The sequence below is a fragment of the Bifidobacterium sp. LH_424 genome (assembly GCF_056356895.1).
In genome coordinates, this window is the sequence record NZ_JBKEVC010000002.1 from 76111 (window position 1) to 95638 (window position 19528).

Genomic DNA, 19528 nt, shown 5'->3' on the forward strand with positions numbered 1-19528 from the left:
GACGGCGAAGCCGCCCGTGAGACACGACGTGAGATATGAGACAAGAGAGAGAAGAACATATGGCTTCCGAGAACAAGGCCGGCGACACGGCCACGAAGCCGCGCGAAACCGACGATGTGCCGGTGCCCGCGACGTTGCGCAAATCGTTGAAGAACCGCCACATCCAGCTGATCGCGCTGGGCGGTGCGATCGGCACGGGCCTGTTCTACGGCTCGAGCGAGTCGATCGCGCTGGCCGGCCCGTCGATCCTGCTCGCCTACCTGATCGGCGGTCTCGCGATCTTCATGATCGTGCGCGCGCTGTCCGAGATGTCGGTCGAGGATCCGAAGGCGGGAGCGTTCAGCTACTACGCGACCCGCTACTGGTCGAAGCGTGCCGGCTTCATCTCCGGCTGGAACTACTGGTTCAACTACATCCTCGTGTCGATGGTGGAGCTGGCCGTGGTGGGCAGCTTCGTCAACTACTGGTTCCCGGCGATTCCGACGTGGGTGTCGGCCGCCGTGTTCCTCGTGGTGATCTGCGCGGCGAACTTGCTCGGCGTGAGCAAGTTCGGCGAATTCGAGTTCTGGTTCGCGATCATCAAGATCGTGGCCGTGATCGCGATGATCCTGGGCGGTCTCGCGGTGATCGTGTTCGCGCTGCCGACCGAGTCGGGTGCGCAGGCGACGTTCGCGAACTGGTTCACCGTGGGCGGCGGGTTCTTCCCGAACGGCCTGATGGGCCAGGCGAAGGACGGCTCGTGGACGGGCCTGCTGATGGCGCTCGTCGTCGTCATGTTCAGCTTCGGCGGCACCGAGCTCATCGGCATCACGGCCGGCGAGACGGAGGACCCGAAGACCACGATCCCGCGCGCCACGAACGACATCATCTGGCGCATCCTCGTGTTCTACATCGGCGCGCTCGGCGTGATCATGGCCGTGGTGCCGTGGAACCAGATCGACGGCAAGTCCAGCCCGTTCGTGCAGATCTTCGACTCGGTGGGCGTGCACGCGGCCGCCGGCATCCTCAACTTCGTGTGCCTGACCGCCGTGATGAGCGTCTACAACTCCGGCCTGTACGCGAACTCGCGCATGCTGTACTCGCTGGCGAAGCAGGGCAACGCGCCCGCCTACCTCGGGCGTCTGAACAAGCATGGCGTGCCGGTGGCCGGCGTGCTCACCTCCGCGGTGATCACCGCAATCGCCGTGGTCGTCGTGTTCGTGTGGCCCGAGTTCGCGTTCAACTACCTGATGTCGATCGCCACGATCGCCGGCATCATCAACTGGACGATGATCATGGTCACCGAGATGAAGTTCCGCCGCGTGGTCGCCGCCGGCGGCGCACCGGACGACACCGATCTTGCGGGCAAGTCGGGTGCCGAGGCACTGGCCGCGATCCACTTCAAGCTGCCGTTCGCGAAGGTGACGCCGTGGGTGGTGCTCGCGTTCCTCGCGCTGGTCGTGGTGCTCATGTGCTTCTCCCCCAGCTACCGCGTCGCCGTCATCGCCGGCGTGATCTGGCTCGCGATCCTCTTCGTCGCCTACCAGCTCACCCAAGCGAAAAAGTAGGATTCCGAGCGAACCGAAATGGGGTGCCGGCAGTCATGTCGGCACCCCATTTCGCGTATTTGGCCCGCGTATCCGACACCACACGCCCGACAACCGCACGCCCGATGCCCCACGCCCGACACCGCGACCCGACACCGCATACCCGATGCGACAGCGCAGGGCACACCGTGCTTGCCATGCCGCATGCCCCAGCACCTTGGCATCTAATACCGTTACGAGGGGTACATTCTCCGTCGTCTTTACATCTATCTGCGTTGCAAGGGGTATCCCAACAGGAGCATCCCGGGGATATGCAGTCTGGAATCACCCTCAGCACCCGGAATATCCCCATCCAAGTACCCCTCGTAACGCAGATGGCCTTTCACGAAGCGGCGAAAGTACCCCTTCTAGCGAAGAAACATGCAACCGAAACATGCACCGACGGCGAAGAGCCGCCAAGGCCACTACCGCCGACCGATCTGACGCAGCCAGGTCACCACGGCCTGGGTGAGGGTGGCGGCGCCGAGCTTGCGGCGGGCTCGCATCGAATGTGTGCGCACGCTCGCCGGAGTGATGTCGAGCCGGTCGGCGATCTCGTTCTGCGTCAATCCGTCCGCCGACATCGCCAACACCTGCGATTCCTGAAAACTCAACCGCGACGCAGGCGACGCACCGGTACCGGCAGCGCCAGCCGCACCGCCACCAGCACCAGCGGATCGGTCAAGCCGCGCAAGCAGCCGCCGCCATGCCTCCCGCGGCGGCAGGAACCGCGCGTCATCGGCTTCGCCCGAGCCATCGGCACCTCCGATACCGGTGCCTTCCCGCCGCGGCGTCGGCACGGCGAATACGCGCCCGGCGCGGGCGAGCCGGATGGCCCGTTCCAGCCACGGGTAGTCGGCTTTGCCGACGATGCCCTGTGCGCCGGCGCGCGCGGCGTCCCGCCGGTAACGTTCGGGCGGGTACGCGGTGACGACGAGCATCGCGCACGTACCGTTGTCGGCGCGCAACCGTCGGCATACCTCCGTGCCGAGCTCGTCGCCGAGTTCCGCGTCGACGAGCAGCACGTCCGGCCATCGTTCGTCCTCAAGGCAGTTGACGAGCGCCTGCCGCCCCGACGACGCGGTCCAGATGACGTGGAAGTCGTCGTTGCGTTCCAGCAACGCGGCGAGCGCCTTCACGGTGATGATATCGTTGTCGACGATCCCGATGGCGATGACGCTCATTCCCGAGCCTCCGCATCTATCCCGGCCTCCTCGGTCGAGGGGGCTGTCGGCGAAGCCGACTGGGGGAGCGTCCGCCCCGTCTCCTCTACGAACGGCACGTGGACCCGCACCCGCCACACCCCGGCTTCCGCCGACACCGTCATGACGCCGCCGCACGCCTCGACGCGGCGTTGCAGCAGCGCGAGCCCATGCCCCTGTGGCAATGCGACCGGAGTCCCGACAATATCCTGGTCAGCGCTCCCACCCCAGCCGGCACTCCCATCCGCCGGATTCCTCTTTTCATCGATGTTCCCGAAGCCATCCATCGGATTGGTCTGCGCGATGTCCACTCCCCGACCGGACGCGTCGACGTCCAACGTGTAGTTTCTGCCGCCCTCGCCGCCATATCGGACGATGTTCGCCGTCAGCTCGCGCAGCACCGCGGCAACCACATCGGCGGTATCGCCATCCCCCGTAATCCCGTCCTCGGCACGCCCCGCACCGGAGACCCCGCTCTCCCCCAATGCGACATCACCACCACCGACATCGGCACCAGCACCGTCACCGTCTTCATCCTTACGCTCACCGCCGCCATCCTCCGCAAGAATGCGGATGATGCAATGCACATGTTCGAGCGCCTCGCCCGCGCGCGCCATGATGTCGGCGAACAGGTCGCGCTGCCGTTCCGACGCGGCGTCCTGCATGCCGAGCCGCGCCATCAGACTGATGGAGGTGAGTTCGCCGCTGGTGGCGTCATGCAGTCGGTGGGCGACGTCGAGATTGCGCTCGACCTGCCGCACATGCATCGCCTGCCGGCGCAGCGTGGCGAGTTCGGTCTGCCGGCGCGCCATCAGTCCGATGATGACGGCGGCGATGTACGTCGAGTTGAGCGGAATCAGCATGTTCAGGGCGATGCCGCCGCTCCACGTCGCCATCTCCAGCCATTTCATCCCGACGAGATAGCCGAGCACGCCGATGGTGAGCGGCACGCGCGCCCGGTAGGCGATGTATCCGAGCGCGATGGCGAGACACCATCCGTTCGATTCCAGATACGGGTACGGCAGCAGCACGTCGACCGAGTAGGCCGCGATGGTCAGCACGCTGGCGACGGACGGCGTGACCGCGAACAGCGCGGTCGACGCGATGATGACGAGCTGCATCAGCAGTTTGGGCCATGCCCAATCCTGCGCGCCCATCAGTTCGACACGCCACTGCGATGCGGACAGCGTCAGCGCCGCCAATGCGATCGGTACCGTCCAGCACCGCCATCCCAACGTCTCGCGGATGCTCCGCCCGACCGCGGCGATGCCACCGCCCCAGCCACCGGCCGCACCGCCGCCGGACCGAGTACCGCCGCCGGCCACGCCGCCACCGGAGCCGCCTTGTTTCGCCGTCATGGTCCGCTCCTCTCACGTCACCGTGCGATTACGCTTCCCAGCCTACGGCCGCGAATCCGCCGCCGGACCGTGCTTGTCGACTTCAGTCAACACGTGTTGACCGTCTGTCTCGCTCCCCGACCATCACGGCTCCCTCCGAGGTTCGCCACGGAATAGTGCGACAAACCCCGGAGCGAGCCGTACGCATCCGGGAGCGAACTGTCCAGTTCCCCCCTACTCCTCTTCCGGGTAGGTCATGTGCCACTGGTCGCGGCGAATCTCGGTCATTATGTCCATCACGTCGCGCGTGTAGTCCAGGTGCAGCAGGCCTTCGACCTTCGCGGCGGCCTCATCGGCCGGAAGCTCACCGGACCGACCCGCCTCGAACGCGGCGATTGCGGCCTCCATATCCGCCACCTCGTAGGCGAGCGCGTGCGCGGTGTCGCCCGCCTCGACCTCGCGCACCACCGCGCCGGACGTGTCGTGGATCGTGGCGCGTTCGCCGCGCGGATAGTCGTAGATCTCCACGTAGCCGTTCTCGAACGCGATGGTGCCGCGCTTCGGCTGCTTCGCGTGCAGCGACAGCGTGATCGTGGCCATCTGCCCGTCCGGGTTGGTCAGGAGGATGCCGGCCTGCTCGTCCACGCCGGTGGGCGCGGCCTTGACCTGCGAGACGATCCGGTCGGGCTTGGAGCTCATGAACCAGCGCATGCAGGAGAGCGCGTACACGCCGATGTCGAGCATCGCACCGCCCGCGAGGCTGCGGTTGAAGAAGCGGTTGGCCATGTCGTACTCCTTGTAGGAGCCGAAGTTCATCTGGATGAGCTTGACCTTGCCGAGCTCGCCGTCGCCGCCCGCGATGATTCGGTCGAGTTCGCGGTACAGCGGCATGTGGTAGAGGGTCATCGCCTCGGCGAGCAGCACGTGGTTCGCTTCGGCGAGCGCGATCGCCTCGTCGAGTTCGCCGGAGTTGAGTGTGATGGATTTCTCGCACAGCACGTGCTTTCCGGCGGCGAGCGCCTTGCGCAGGAATCCGATGTGCGTGTTGTGCGGCGTGGAGATGTAGATGACGTCCACGTCCGGATCGACGAACACGTCGTCGATCTCGTCGTAGACCTTGCCGATGCCGTACTTTTCGGCGAACGCGACGCCCTTCGCGTGCGTGCGGTTCGCGACCGCGTACAGTTTGCGTCCGCCCTGTTCCAGCGCCTGTTCGAGTTGGTTGGCGATGACGCCGCATCCCAGCGTCGCCCACTTGAGTTCGCGCATGTCGGTTTCCTTCCACGTCGATGGTTGCCTTGCGGATGATTACGCCCCGATTGTACCCGCGCCCATTGCCGTGTCACCCATTGTCCCGTCACCCATCGTCCATCGCCCCGTCACCTCGTCGCGCACCCTCATCACGCATCATCCCGTCGCCAATTGCCTCATTGCCGCGTCACCCATAACCTCGCCACCCATCACCTCGTCACCCATCGCCTCGCCGCCCATAACCTCGCCACCCATCACATCGTCGCACCCTCATCATCTCGAAGCGTCCCGCTGTCGGGAAATGAGCCCACTGCTCCCGACAACGGGACGCTCACTTCGGCTCAGTGTCCCGGTGTCGGGAAATGGCGGCTCATTTCCCGACAAGACGCCGCTGAAAACAAGTCAGCGTCCCAAAATCCGGAGCACAGGGATGATCTCCGGATTTTGGGACGCTGGATATAGGAAGGCGGGGACGACCTAGCCGCTACGCGCGGCGCTTGCGCCAGATGGTCAGGCCGATGCCCGCGGCGGCCAGCACGGCCACCACACCGAGCACGCCTGCCACGGCGGCACCGGTGGCGGCGGTCACGCCGCCGGGCTGTTCGGCGGTCGGCTTGGCGACGTTGACCGCGTCCCAGATGAGCGCGCCGTCGGCGAACTGGACGACGAACCGGGTCGCGCCCAGCGGCAGGTCGGCCGGGACGGTCACGACGACCGTACCGTCCTCGCCCACGGTCACGCCGGAGGCGACGAGCACCGTCTTGCCGCCCGCGATCGCGTACACGTTCACGGTCTTGCCGGCGAACGCCTTGCCCGCGTTGAGCGTGAGCTTGGCACCCGGCGCGACGGAGTCGACGCTGATCAGATCGGTCACCTTGTTCGCGTCGGTCAGGTCCTTCTCGGCCGGAGCGGGCTGCTCGGGCTTGGAAGGCTGATCCGGCTTGCCGTTGTCCTTCGCGCTGACGGTCACCGCGACCGCGTCGGACTTGGTGTTGTCGACGGTGGAGGTGGCGGTGATCGTCGCGGAACCCGCGGCCACGGCGGTCACCTTGCCGTCCGCATCCACGGTGGCGACCGCGGTGTCGGAGGAGGTCCACGCGACGGTCTTCGCCGCGTCGCCGGTCACCTTCACGTCGGCGGTCAGGGCGGCGGTATCGCCGGCCTTGAGCGCCAGCTTGCCGTCCTTGACGCCGTCGCCGGACACGGTCACGGAATCGACGGTCGCGGCCGGCGGCACCGGTGTCGGATCGGTTACGGTGATTTCGACCGGCGCGGATTCGACGCCGCCCGCAACGGCGACGACCTTCGCCGCGCCCGCCTTGACGGCGGTCACGAGTCCGGTCGCGCCGACGGTCACGACGCCATCGCCCTCGGTCACCTTCCACGTGACGGTCGTGTCGTCGGCGTTCTCCGGCGCGACCGTCGCGTTGAGCTGCACGGTCTTGCCGGTTTCGAGCGCGACCTTGCCGTCCGCGACGCCGTCGCCGGTCACGGTGACGGACGTGACCGGAACGGCCTTGCGGACGAGCTTGACCGTGTAGGTCTTCTCGGTGGTGCCGTCGGCGGCGGTCACCTTGACGAGCACGACGCCGTCCGCGATGGTCACGGCGGTCTTCGCGTTCGTCTCGTTGACTTCGGCGACGACGTCGGCGGCGGCCACGGCGGCCGGATCGTCGACGGTGACCGACGCGCCGTCCGCGGAGGCGGCGGCCTTGAGGTCGACGGTCTGGCCGGCGACGGTGAGCGACTTGAGCGTCGCGTCATCGGACGGTGCCGGGGCCGGCTCGTCCGTGTCCGGGTTGAACAGTTCGGCCGCGGTGAGCGCACGGTTCCAGATCTGGAAGTCGTCGATCTGGCCGCCGAAGTACGGGTCGTCGTAGAACGACTTGCCGAGGTAGCCGGAGATGTCGGACGTGCCGATGAAGTCGGCCGCGGTGAGCGTGGTCGCCTTGGAGGCGACGAGTGCGCCGTCGAGGTAGTAGTCGATGGACTTGCCGCCCTTGACGACCACGTCGACGTGGACCCACGTGTTCTTCGCGGGCGTGCTGCCGGCGAGCTGGGTCTGCGAGCCGTTCTTCGACGCTTCGACACGCGTGTTGGAACCGCAGGAGACGATGTTCACCAGGTAGTTCTTGTTGTTCTGGCCGAGCGCCCACGGGTAGATGCAGGTGTTGTTGCCATCCCACTGGTAGTCGGCGGAGATGGTGACGTCCTTCTGGTCGGCGGTGATCGCGCCGGCCGGGATCTGCACGTACGGGGAGGCGGTGCTCTTGGCGCCGCCGGTCAGCGTCAGTGCCTTGCCGTTGTCGGCGTGGTCGGACGCGGACGCGCCGTCGTTGACGACCTTGCCGTCGAGCTTGGTGCCGGCGGAACCGCTGTTGGCGATCGTGCCGCCCTTCGCGATCGTGTCCTTGTCGAAGGTGTACTTGAGCACCGGACCGGTCGCGGCGGGCACGGAAGCGCCCTCACGCACGATCCGCACCGAGTAGTACTCGGTCGCCTTGTGATCCTGCGCGACGGAGGAGATGTCCACGGTGGTGACGTCGCCGTCGAGCGCGATCGCGCGCGCCTTCGTGTCGTCGATGATGACGCCGTTCACCTTCACGTAGGCGCCGGGCATGTTCACGCCGATCGTCGCGTCGACCGACGTCGCGTCGGCGGGGACGGTGAGCGTGTACTGGTGCTTCGCGGCGTCGAACGTCTTGTCGAGCGTACCGGCGCTGAACGCGAGCGACTTGAGCGACGCGTCGGAGGAAAGATCCTTCGCGTTCTGGATGCGCACGCCGTAGACGCCGCCGACGAGACCGCCGGTGGACTTGAACAGCACGCGCACCTTGCCGTCCTTGGCCTGTGCGACCAGATCGGCGGGCAGCTGCCGGACATCCCAGTAGAAGGCCTTCGACCCCTTGTTCTCGATCGTCACGGTGTAGGTCTTCGCGTTGGCGGAGACCTCGCCCTTCGACTTGTCGGACACCGGGGTCGGATCGACGATCATGCTGAACGTGCGGCCCGCGTCGGCGGACTGGTACTGGACGCCCAAGTAGTTGTCCTTGTCGGCGGAGACGGCGAGATCGTAGCTGAACCAGCCGCCCGCCTTCGCGTCACGGTACTGCTTGCCCTCATACGTGCCGGCGTTGGAGTCGTCGGACTTGGCGGCGTTGTGGGCGAGCTCCTGCTGGAACTCGTTGTCGAACGCGTCGACCGCGTCGGAGACGAGCGCGGCGTTGGCGGCGTCGTTCTTCTTCTTGAGGATGTTCTGCTGGTAGGCGTCGGAGTCGACCTCGGCCATGTCCCAGTAGATCGCGTACGTGGTCTTGTACGTCGAGTAGTAGGGCTGGAGCGTGAGGTTCGCGGCGTCGCCGTCCACGTTGGCGAACTTGAAGCTCAGGGTCTCGCGGGCGCCGCCGTCGTTCGGGTCGTCGGTGCGCACGAGGTTGCCGGACTTGCCGTCGGCGTTGATGCCCTTGAGCCATTCGGCCACGGTCTGGCCGTCGGTCGGGATGACCGCGGCCTTCGCGTTCGCGTCGGAGTCGTAGTTGGCCACGCGGACCTTCACGCCGCCGTACGAGTAGTTCGTCTTGTAGTTGGTGTCGGTGAGCGCGCCGGCGAGCACGACCGGGCCGTACTGGAAGGCGACCCAGTTCTTGTTGTCGGCGGCGCTGATGGCCTGGAGTTTCGCGGGCAGCGTGTAGGCGATCTGCGTGCCGCCCTTGACGGCGACCGTCACCCAGCCGTTGTCGTCCTTCGTGAGCGCCTGCTCGGCGCCGTCGACGACGAGCTTCACGTCGGAGGCGATGGCCCAGTCGGGCACGCGCAGCTTGAGGTTCGCCGAGCCGGAACCGGTCACGGAGAAGGTGACCGTGTCCTGCTTCGGGACGTTCGCGGTCTGCGTGATGGTCAGGTCATGGCGCTTGTCCGTGTAGGTGGACGACCAGAACATGTTCACGTAGACGTCGTTCTTGTCGGTGAAGTAGAACGAGTCGTTGAGCTTCGCGAAGTTCTCGATGCCCGTGCCCTGGCAGCACCAGTATTCGCCGATCGCATTGCCGAACCACTGGGAGTCGTATTCGGTGCCGGTCACGCCGAACACCTTCGGGTAGCCGGCCTTCATCGGCTGGAAGTACATGGTCATGCCGGTCTCCGGGTTCTGCGAGGCCACGATCGCATTGATGAACGTGTGCTCGTAGTATTCGGAGTACTTGGCGTCGCGGGTCACCTGGAACAGGAGGCGGGCGAGCTTGAGCATGTTGTACTCGTTGCAGGTCTCCACGGTGGAGAAGTTGCGGTAGCCGCCGTTCTGGTCGCCGTTCTGCGTGGCGTCATGCCACAGCTGGTCGGCCACGTGGAAGTGCTCGGACTGCGAGTTGCCGCCGTTCACATACGTGTGGTCCTTCACGACGATGTCGAAGAAGTTCTCGGCCGCCTTGAGGTACAGGCTGGTGAGCTTGCCCTGCTCGTCGGCGGAGAGGCTGTTGTACAGGTCCTCGTCCTCGGTGTAGGCGACGTAGCGCTGCATGGCGCCGGTGAGCTTCGGAATCGTGGTGTTCGCGTGCAGGCCGTTGAGGACGTCCTGGCCGTTGGCGAGCTTCTCGAACAGCGCGGTCTCGTCGAAGAGATGCGCGGCCTCGAGCACGGTCTGCTTGTCCTTCGCGTCGGCGATCTCGGCGACCTGGTAGAGGGCGTCGTTCATGCCGCCGTATTCGGTCTTGAGCATGTTGGTGGAGGCGTGCGCCTTCTTCCAGGCGACGACCCACTTGGCGAAGTCGACGGCGGACGCCTTGGCGGCGTCACGCGTGTCCTGGTCGGTGCCGTACTCGTAGGCGAGCACCATGCCCTGCTCCACCTTGTGCAGGTTGTAGAACGGGACGAGCAGTCCGCCGCCGCCGTTCGGCACGTAGCTCACCGGGAACGCGGGGAAGAAGCCGGCGTTGGTGGCGTCATTCTTCGCGTAGGCCTCCTGCGCCTCGCGCAGGCCGGTGACGACCGCCTTGAGCTTCTCGGCGAGCTGCGCCTTCTGGTCGGCGGTGGCGAACGTGGAGCGCTGCGCCTGGGATGCGGCGGAGATCCAGTGGCCGACGAAGTGGCCGGTAAAGCGGGTCGGATTGCTGGTGCCGTCCGGGTTGCGGGAGGCGGACGGGCCGTTCTCCCAGCCGCCGTAGTTCTTCGCGCCCTTGGTGTCGAGGCCTGCGTTGGCGCGGAATTCGGTGAGCAGTCGGTCCGGCTCGAAGCTCAGGAGGTATTCGACCTCCTTCTTGCCCGCGTTCTGCAGGTAGGAGTCGGAGACGGTCACATTCTCCATGCCCTGCTCGGACAGGTAGTTCTTCAGGTACTGGACGTCGTGGTCGCCGCCGTTCTCGGTCTGCGCCGGGACGGTCACGGTGAACGTCTTCGAGACGGCCGCCGAGCCGTAGCTCGCGGTCACGGTGATCTTCGCGGTCGCGTCCTTCTCGCCCACGGCCGGGCGGGTGACGACGCCATCGTTGGAGATCACGGATTCGTTGTCGGAGGCATAGGTGAGCGTCGAACCGTTCGCGGCGTCGGCGGCGAAGGTGAGGTTCGCGGTCGCCTCGCTGGCGATGTCGACCTTGTCGAGCGCCGCCTGGGCGAGCGTCTTCGCGTCGAACTTCGCGTCGCCCTCCTTGACGATGTTCTCGACGTCGGCGGTGGTGGCGACGGTGCTGTACTGGCGCACCTCGTCGATCGTCGCGTTGAGCGAATCGGTCTTGTACTGGGCGCCGTTCCAGCCGAGGCCCTTCTCGTCGGCGGTGGTGCCGATCACGCCGGTCGCGCCGTCCGCGCCGTAGTTGTAGGTGACTTCGGTGGTCTGCTTGACGCCGTTGCGGTAGATCGCGGCGGTCTTCGTGTCGGAATCGTAGGTGACGACGACGTTCGTCCACTGGCCGGCCGGGAAGAAGTCGTCGCGCGCGGTCGGCACGGAGATCATGTACGGCTGCTTGTTGGCGTTCGCCGGGCCGGCGGACAGCTGCAGCGCCTTGTTCTTCGTGGTGGTCAGGTACCAGCCGTCGCCGTACCATGCGGCCTTGGTCCAGGCGATGAGCTGCTCGCCGCCGCCCATCGAGCCGTCCGGCTTGAGCCAGAACGAGAACGTGAGCTTGCCGGACTGCAGGGTGTCGGCGGTGCCGAGGCTCACATGCTGCTTGCCGGTAAGCTTCAGCGCCTGGCCCTTTGCGCCGTCGACGTAGCTGGAGCCGTCGCCGACGATGGTGCCGTTGTTCTTGGCGTTGGATGCGTCGTTCGTGTTGCCGTCGAACGCGAGATTCAGCACGTTGTTCTCGCTGTTGGTGGCGGGGGCGATCGTCGATGTCGCGTCGGCGGCCACGGCGGTGCCCGCGGTCATCAACGTGAACACCATCGGCAGCGCGGCCACAGCCGCGACGCCTTTGCGCCACACGCCCTTCCCCTTCTGTTCGTTTCCGTGATTATCGGTAGTTCTCATACGCTGAGAGCCTCTCCTTCAATGCACTTCGTTGTTGTCGATTGTTATCGAATCGTTATCGAATCGCCCGCCGTGACAACCGCACACGGGCGCGACGGCTCCTCTTACCGCCCGATCCGACGTTGTACCCGCATCGCTGCAGGCTGGGTGACGCCGTGCCCAAACCCACGAAACACAACGGTTTCGCGAAGCCTGCGCGCGGCATCACGGCACAGTCAAACTGCTTACAGCATTATATCGTTAGCGTTCACCGTGCGGAATTGACCGGGATTGAGCAAGGGATATGACAACGTTTTCGCACAGCGTAGATGTGCGGTTCGCCTTACGGTGGTTGTCTGTGTGGTTCGTCTCTGTGCGCCCCCTTGAGGGGGAGCTGGCCGGCCGCGAGGCCGGACGGAGGGGGTTTCGTGCGGCAACGCCGCACTTCTTAGGTACATCCGTCGTTTCTTAGGTAGGTCTCCTCCGACAGCAAGCCCTACGGCAAGGCACCCGCGTGCCCGATTCGCAGCAACACCAACCTAAGCAACGCGCAATGTACCTAAGGAACGGGGCAGCGCATCCGAAGACCCGGATGCGCGCAGTCAAAGCACGTCACTCCACAGTCGAAACGCGCCAACAAACGGCCACAAACGGAACTGCGGCGCAACGACGTGCCACACGAGCGCCCGTGACTGGAGTTGTGGCACAGCAGCGTGCCACAACTCGCGCATCCGGCACGATTCCGGGTCACGTGGCTCGATAATCCCGCCACACAACCTCGATACTCCCCTCATAGACGCTTGCGTGGCACCATACCGGGCCACGCAACCCTCGTCCAGCACGATTTTCCCCAACTGTGGCAGCCGCTCTGCCACAACCCCGCCCCGGCAACCTCGCGTGGCACGCCCAACGTCACTAAACAAGCAACCTCAGAGCACATGCCAACACACTATCGAAACAGCTCACATCCTTCGGCTCTATCAGAATCCAATCAGCAATGATCCAAGCCATGTTCTAATGGGATGGTCCTTTACTCTGGCGATTTGTTTCGGAGAAGGAATATTCAATGACAAATATGTACGATCATCAAACAACACCGACAGATAAACCTTGGCAACTACGTCGGCAGTCTCTCGCTCATAATCATCGGGGTTCAATATGCGACGCATTGCCAAGCAATCAAGAACACGCGGCCCGTACGGCAATGAGATATCACCACGTTCCCTATCTAGCAATGCACGCAACTCCGAAGACGTCAAAGCCAATAGAGGAATAACACCCGTATCCGAAGACTTCGGATAGCAAACATCCCCCACAGGCGAATCACGATATACGATATTAGTATGATATAGGCAATTACGATATATCTTTATTTTCTCATCATCCGAATATAAATCAATCAAAACATGAGAAAACATATCAAAACGTTGTTTCTCAACAAACTGCTGAGTTAACCTTACATGTTTCCCAATTCCATCCAATCTCACATCAACAAGTAAAATTCGATATAGAAATTGAATATAGACAATTTTTAGTATTATTAAAATACCATTCATAATAAAATACAACTCGATCGAAACAAAACCAACAGATGAGCTAAATGCAATAACTGAAATTATTAACTGTAGTACAGAGGCAAAAAAGAATACAACGAAAATATCCATAGCTGCAACCAGCTTCCACAAAGCCGTATCTAAAGTAAACCAGTCAAATGAAACTGACACCCCTGCAACCAATATAGCCTGTATGATATTAAAAAGAATCAGCATAATGAGAGCAATCAATGACATCTTCCACAAGGACGCCGCAACCACATCCACGATAATCCATAGTACAGAGGCCGCAAAAAACAATAAGAGCCACCGAACAATAGGATACCTAAGAACACCTATCTTATATCGCTTCAACCACACATTCCAACGCTTTTCTATTTTTCGATACCAGTCAAGCATAACGGCACGCTGCTTCTCACTCTGAGTAATATCACAAGCCTCCATTCTCTGGCGATCTGCAAAATAAGCCACCGCGGATAGTACAAGAAAAACACCAAATAAGAGAACGGCGGATACCAATCTATCAATTGCCAATACTTGTGGAGCATATAATCCTACGATTGACGCAGCAAAAAACGAACCAAAATATATAATATTGTTAAAATATGCTACTCGACGACGATCAGCAACACTGTTTCGTGGAGCAAAAGCCGTAGCCAAAGGAATCGCTACAATAAGCGCCAGTATCGCAATAAGCATCTCCAATGGACTAATATTACCAGCAGCTGTAATACACGACTCATTACACAGATTCATAAATTCCGTTTGCAAATTATTAACGAAATCAGCGTTTCCGCCCCTAGATAAATAATCTTTTAAGAAAGAAACAACGGTTTCAAGTACTTCTCGGCACCACTTGGCAAAATCCGTTTTTAGAAGCCCATCTTTCAATGCAAGAATTATCACCTTTAGCAAAGGCGCCAAAATAGCAACCAGAGTTATACTTATAAAATTACTCAAATAGACTTTTTTCTCTTCCTTTCTCCATGAGGGATTAAAATAGAACAGCGGACGCACTTTGTGCAAATCCTGTTCGGTTTTCGTCATGCGCGTATCTGCTTTTGCTTCATTGCCCATCGAACTACCACATCCTGAATACGACGCCGTTATAATTTCTAGGCCATTATCTTAGCTGCGCCTTGCATATGGGATAGCTATACAGACGACATGTCTAATACGACTTGCATACGAAAGGGGCCGTGGGCGGGGATTCTGGGATGGAATTCTCGCTCACGGCCCCTTGGGGTTGTGGTGTTGTGCGCAAGACTAGGAGCGGCTGGGGGCCGCTGTCTCTCCCCCAGTCGGCCTACGGCCGACAGCCCCCTCGTCAGAGGGGGCTTAGAGAACCGTTAGGCCTGGCGCTTGCGCCAGATAGTCAGGGCGACGCCGGCGGCGGCCAGGACAGCGACGGCGCCGAGCACGCCGGCTACGGCGGTGCCGGTCTTGGACAGGCCGTTACCGGGGTTCGGCGTCGGCTGCGGCTTCGGGGTCGGCGGGTTCGTGGTGTCGTAGGCGAACGTGTACGTCTGCGCGAACTTGCCGTCCGGGCTCGTCACCTTGAACACCTGGCCCTTGGCCGCATCGGAGGTCACATCGGCGACCTTCCAGTCGACCGGGACGCCCTGCAGCTTGACCTTGCGGCCCTTCGCGATCTTGAACGGACCGGACTGGTCGTAACGGAACGAAGTCACCTGGGCGCCGTTGTCCGCGTAGTTCGCGGTCACGGCCTTGAGGTCGGCCACGCTGTATTTGGTGTCCGGCGTCGGGGTCGGGGTCTCCGCCTCCTTGACCGACACGGTGAACGTGGCGGTCAGCTTCGGATCGGCCTTGGCCTGGACGGTGACGGTCACCGCATCGGACGCCTTCTCGGAGGAGAAGCCGAGCAGATCGTACTCGTCGGAATCCAGTGCACGGGTGGTGGTGCCGCCGTTGCCGTCGGCCACGGTCGCGGTGACGACCAGACCGGTGGCGTCGAGCTTCTCGCCGACCTTGTACTCGGTCTTCGCGGGCTTGGAGGTCACCTCGATGCCGAGGATCGTGCCCTTGGCCGGGTGCTCCGGCTCGGGCGTGTTCTCGGCGAGCGCGCCCTGCGCGTCCTTCAGCGTCTTGGCGGCGGAGTCCACGTCCTTCTGGGCGAGGCCGTTCGCCTCGAACGCGGCGAGCTGCTTCTTGGCGGCGTCGCGGGCGGTGGTGAACGCCGTCCAGCTGGCCTCCGTGTACTTCGCGCCATCGTCGCCGAGCTTGTCGGCCGCCTCGATCGCGCCCTGGAGCGCGGTCACGTCGGCCATCTCGACGGAGACGCCCTCATCGGTCGGGTGGATGGTCTCCATGAGGCCGTCCGCGTCGAAGTGGATCTCGTCGATGGCGGTCTCGCGGTGGTAGCCGAGGCCGGAGGTGAACACGCCGAGCGGCGTGTAGTGGCGGTGGTAGGCCATGAACCAGCGCTCGTTGCCGTTCTTGTCGATCACGTGCACGTCGGACTGGTGCGCGGTGCCCTGAAGGTTCTTGGAGGAATCCTTCTGAAGCAGCACGCCCTTGAACGTGATGGCGCCGTCGATCGAATCGGAGACGCCGTAGTTCACGTGGTAGTTCGGCGAACCGGCGTCGTCGCACGACCAAGTCCAGTGGTACTTGCCGTCACGGTAGGCGACGACCACGGACTCGCGGAAGTCGGTCAGACCGTTGAGCTTGCGCACGGTGCCGGCCTTGACGCTGACCATGTCGTCGTTGAGTTCGGCGATGGCGGGCGAACCGTTGCCGTACGTGATGTACGACTTGCCGGTGGTCGGATCGGTGAAGATCGACGGATCGATGGCCTGGCCGACGGTCACGCCTTCCATGGAACGCGTGACGATCGGCTGGTCGGCGGCCTTGTACGGGCCGGCCGGGTTGTCGGCCACGGCGACGCCGATCGCGGACTGGCCGTTCGGGTACTTGGCACAGTAGTAGAAGTAGTACTTGCCGTTCTTCTTCTCGATGGTCGGCGCCCACGCGGAGCCCACGGACCACGGCGAGACGGTGGTCTGTTCGGTCCAGTAATCCTGCTTCTGGCCCTCGTGGCTCTTGTCCACGTCGAGGATCACGCCCTCGTCCTTCCAGTTCACCAGGTCGGTGGACGACCAAGCGTGGAAGTAGTTGCCACTCCAGCCGGAGAAGCCGTCGGTGGTCGGGAAGATCCAGAACTTGCCGTCGAAGTAGTCGATGTCCGGATCGGCATACTGGCCGGGCAGCACCGGGTTGTTGCCCACAGTGGCCGCCTTGAGCGTCCACGTCTCGGACGTGCCGTCGGCGTAGGTGACGACCAGCGTGCGGTCCTTGGTGAGATCCGCGGTGCCGCCGTTCGTGAACGCCTTGCCGTCGAGCGTGAGCTTGACGGTGTCGGCGTCACGGTTGAACGTCACGGTGACCGGCGTCTTGGCGGGGTCGCCGCGACGGTTGAGCACGGTGGTGACGGTCTTCGTGGACCAGTCGAGCGCGGAACGCACGAGCGAGTGGTCGTCGGTGCCCCTTGCGGCGGACGGGTCGGCCGGAACGGTGCCCACGGCGATGCTCTGCAGCGCGACCGGGCTGGAAGCCTTGATCTCGTCGGCGGTGAGCGCGCGGTTCCAGATCTTCACGTTGTCGAACGAACCCTTGAAGTAGTCATCCTGGTAGAACGACTTGCCGAGGTAGGCGAGCAGGTTCTTGCCCAGATCGGTGACCTTGTTCTTGGTCGCCTTGTTCTGCGCCACCTGGGCGCCGTCCGCGTAGACGGTCATCACGTTGTCGTCGAGGGTGACGGTGACCTTGTGCCACGCGCCGTTGCCGGTGAGCGAGGCGTTGGCCGCGTCCTCCGCGCCGTACGAGTTCGTGGTGATGCGGCTGGCGAGCTCACCCGAGTTGTTGTACTTGAGGAAGTAGTACTTCTGGTTGTCCTGGCCGAAGGTGAACGTGAACTGGTTCGCGTTGATCTCGGACTTGACGTCCATCTGCACGGTCAGCTTGTTGCGGCCGTCGAACAGGCCCTGCGGGAATGCGGCGTACGTGCCGGAGGCGCCGTCGAGCGTCAGCACGTTGCCCTTCGCGGAGTCCTCGGAGACCTTGGCGTTGCCGTTGAAGGTGAGATCGTGCTTGTTGCCGGTGGTGTCGGTGCCCTTGCCGTCCTCGAAGTCGTAGGAGGCGATCGGCGCGGAACCGGCCTTGTCCGGGTCGACCGGCTTGACGGTGCCGGAGTCCTCGCCATAGGCGTCGAGGACGGCCTTCTGCTCGTCGGCGGTCAGCTCGACCACGGTGCCGTGACGGAACTTCTCGCTGAAGCTCACGCCGGAGGCGGCGGAGAAGGTGCGGCCCTTCTTCAGGTCGGACAGACGGTCGATGGTGAAGCCACGGTAGCCGCCGTTGTCGCCCATGACCATCCACGCGCCGCTGTTGAGCTGGTAGGCGGTGAGGCCTTCGATGTGGTTGCTCAGGCCGGAGGCGGAGGTGGAGATCACCTTGTCGCCGGTGATCTTCGAGGTGCCGTCGGCGTTGATGTCGGAATCACGCTCGACCAGGCGGGTCCACTTGCCTTCCAGCGAGGAGGCGACATCCACGGTGGTGAACCAGTCGGAGGTGGAGAAGCGGTAGTAGTCGCCGTCATCGCCCTTGACGATCGTGGTGTCGATGATGTTGTGCAGGCTCTGCGAGCTCTGGTCGATCCAGACGGTCGGGTTCTCGAAGGACTCGAAGTCCTTGGTGTGGGCCTTGTACACCTTCAGCGCGGTGTTGGAGGTGGTGGGGTCGTTGCCGCCGGTGGACAGGTCACGGCTGGACCAGTACACGAGGTAGTCGTTGGACTCGACGTCCCAGATGGCTTCGGGAGCCCAGGCGTTGCCGACCTTGCCCTCGAGACCGGTGGAGACGAGCTTCGGTGTGGTCCAGGTCACCAGATCCTTGGACTTGGAGACGACCAGGTACTTGCTGGCGTTGATCTGGCCCCAGCCGCCGCCGGAGGCGGAACCCTCGGCGTGCAGATCGGTGCCGATCATCACGTACTTGTTGCCGTCCTTGTCCGGGGATTCGAGCTTGAGCAGGTGCGGGTCGCGCAGACCCTTGGTGCCCACGGTGGACGTGATGACGGCCTTGCCGCCGTTGAGCGCCGTCCACTTGTAGCCGTCGGCGCTGTAGCCGAGGTTCACCTTCTCATAGTCGGTGGCCTTGAAGTTGAGCCACAGGTAGCCGTTGTTGCCGTGTTCGCCGGCGCCGGGCAGCACGGAGGACTGCTTCTTGGCGGCGAGACGGTCGGCGGTGTCCTTCTTCGCGGCGTCCGCGGTCGCGGCGGAATCGGCGACGGTGATGCCGTCATACGTGCCGTTGAGCACGAAGCTGGTCTCGTAGCCGTGGCCGATGTACGCCTGCGTGCCCTGCTGCGCGCTGAGCTTGAAGCCGAGCGCGGTCGGGGCGAGGATCTGTTCGCCGTCCATGTAGACGGCCACGTTGCCGGTCGTGTCGTTCTCGTTGTAGACGACGGACAGCGCGGCCCACTGGCCGACTTCCGGCGTCTTCGACAGGGCCGCGGTCTTGCCGCTGTTGCCGCCGGCGGTCGCGCCGTAGCCGAGTTTGCCGGTACCGAGCAGCAGGTTGACGGCCTCGCCCTTGGTGCCGATGGTGAATGCGGATGATTTCTCGTTCGCGTCGCCGGCGAGTTTGACGTCGGCGTTGAGCGTCCATGCCACCTTGTTGAACACGGTGGCGTCCTTGAACGTGGCGACGGCCTTGGTGGGCACGCCGTCCGTGGCGCTGCCGTTGACCCAGCTGCCGGAGATGTTGACGACCTTGCCGTAGTCGGCGTCGTCGGCGATGGTCGCGTTCGCATCGCCGGAGGCGACGGTGATGCCGCCGTTCTCCTCAAGCGACGTGGCGTCCGCGGCCATCGCGGTGCTCGGCCCCAGGGCGAGCCCCGCGACCATCATCGGCAACGACGCCAGCGCCGCCACCAGTTTCTTCCAGTTCCCCATAATGCTCCTTCGATGAGGGGACTTCGCTTTCCTCACATCGCCGGCGATGGCGGCCGTCACCCTTCCGCTGTGACGTTGTTCCCCACCGTTCCCCGGCGATTCCCGCGATTCCGAAGTCGACAACGGCCACGACCCCGCGGATGTACGTTCCCATTGTACTGTGAACGCTACCATTACGCCACGCCGGAAGCGGTTACAGGGAAACGGAT

Annotated in this window: 7 protein-coding genes; 1 reads left to right on the forward strand and 6 read right to left on the reverse strand. The window is 63.3% G+C overall.

Going from position 1 to position 19528, the window contains the following annotated elements; translation table 11 throughout:
* Positions 1-59: 59 nt before the first annotated feature.
* Positions 60-1547, forward strand: a complete 1488-nt coding sequence (locus AC1AYP_RS03525) for an amino acid permease (protein ID WP_476546764.1) — start codon at positions 60-62, stop codon at positions 1545-1547.
* 443 nt (positions 1548-1990) lie between these two features.
* On the opposite strand, the gene AC1AYP_RS03530 is transcribed toward AC1AYP_RS03525, so the two are convergent.
* From AC1AYP_RS03530 to AC1AYP_RS03555, 6 genes are all read right to left on the reverse strand, one after another.
* Positions 1991-2749, reverse strand: coding sequence for a response regulator transcription factor (locus AC1AYP_RS03530; protein WP_476546765.1), 759 nt, complete (start codon positions 2747-2749; stop codon positions 1991-1993).
* Positions 2746-4125: a sensor histidine kinase gene (locus AC1AYP_RS03535; RefSeq protein WP_476546766.1), complete on the reverse strand. Its 1380-nt coding sequence runs from the start codon at positions 4123-4125 to the stop codon at positions 2746-2748. The genes AC1AYP_RS03530 and AC1AYP_RS03535 overlap by 4 nt, the downstream gene beginning before the upstream one ends.
* A 213-nt stretch (positions 4126-4338) precedes the next feature.
* Positions 4339-5373: a Gfo/Idh/MocA family protein gene (locus AC1AYP_RS03540; RefSeq protein ID WP_476546767.1), complete on the reverse strand. Its 1035-nt coding sequence runs from the start codon at positions 5371-5373 to the stop codon at positions 4339-4341.
* Between the two features lie 466 nt (positions 5374-5839).
* Positions 5840-11812 (reverse strand): beta-1,3-specific beta-L-arabinofuranosidase, encoded by a 5973-nt coding sequence (locus AC1AYP_RS03545; protein ID WP_476546768.1) that lies wholly within the window; start codon positions 11810-11812, stop codon positions 5840-5842.
* 959 nt (positions 11813-12771) lie between these two features.
* Complete coding sequence (locus AC1AYP_RS03550) at positions 12772-14421, reverse strand: hypothetical protein (protein WP_476546769.1); 1650 nt, start codon at positions 14419-14421, stop codon at positions 12772-12774.
* A gap of 272 nt (positions 14422-14693) precedes the next feature.
* On the reverse strand, positions 14694-19319 hold the full coding sequence (locus AC1AYP_RS03555; protein WP_476546770.1) for a family 43 glycosylhydrolase: 4626 nt from the start codon (positions 19317-19319) through the stop codon (positions 14694-14696).
* Between the last annotated feature and the right edge of the window lie 209 nt (positions 19320-19528).

Bases quoted from the DNA above. Each gene is read 5' to 3' on its own strand.
- AC1AYP_RS03525 (WP_476546764.1), top strand. From the start codon at position 60: ATGGCTTCCGAGAACAAGGCCGGCGACACGGCCACGAAGCCGCGCGAA.
- AC1AYP_RS03535 (WP_476546766.1), bottom strand. From the start codon at position 4,125: ATGACGGCGAAACAAGGCGGCTCCGGTGGCGGCGTGGCCGGCGGCGGT.
- AC1AYP_RS03555 (WP_476546770.1), bottom strand. From the start codon at position 19,319: ATGGGGAACTGGAAGAAACTGGTGGCGGCGCTGGCGTCGTTGCCGATG.
- AC1AYP_RS03550 (WP_476546769.1), bottom strand. From the start codon at position 14,421: ATGGGCAATGAAGCAAAAGCAGATACGCGCATGACGAAAACCGAACAG.
- AC1AYP_RS03545 (WP_476546768.1), bottom strand. From the start codon at position 11,812: ATGAGAACTACCGATAATCACGGAAACGAACAGAAGGGGAAGGGCGTG.
- AC1AYP_RS03530 (WP_476546765.1), bottom strand. From the start codon at position 2,749: ATGAGCGTCATCGCCATCGGGATCGTCGACAACGATATCATCACCGTG.
- AC1AYP_RS03540 (WP_476546767.1), bottom strand. From the start codon at position 5,373: ATGCGCGAACTCAAGTGGGCGACGCTGGGATGCGGCGTCATCGCCAAC.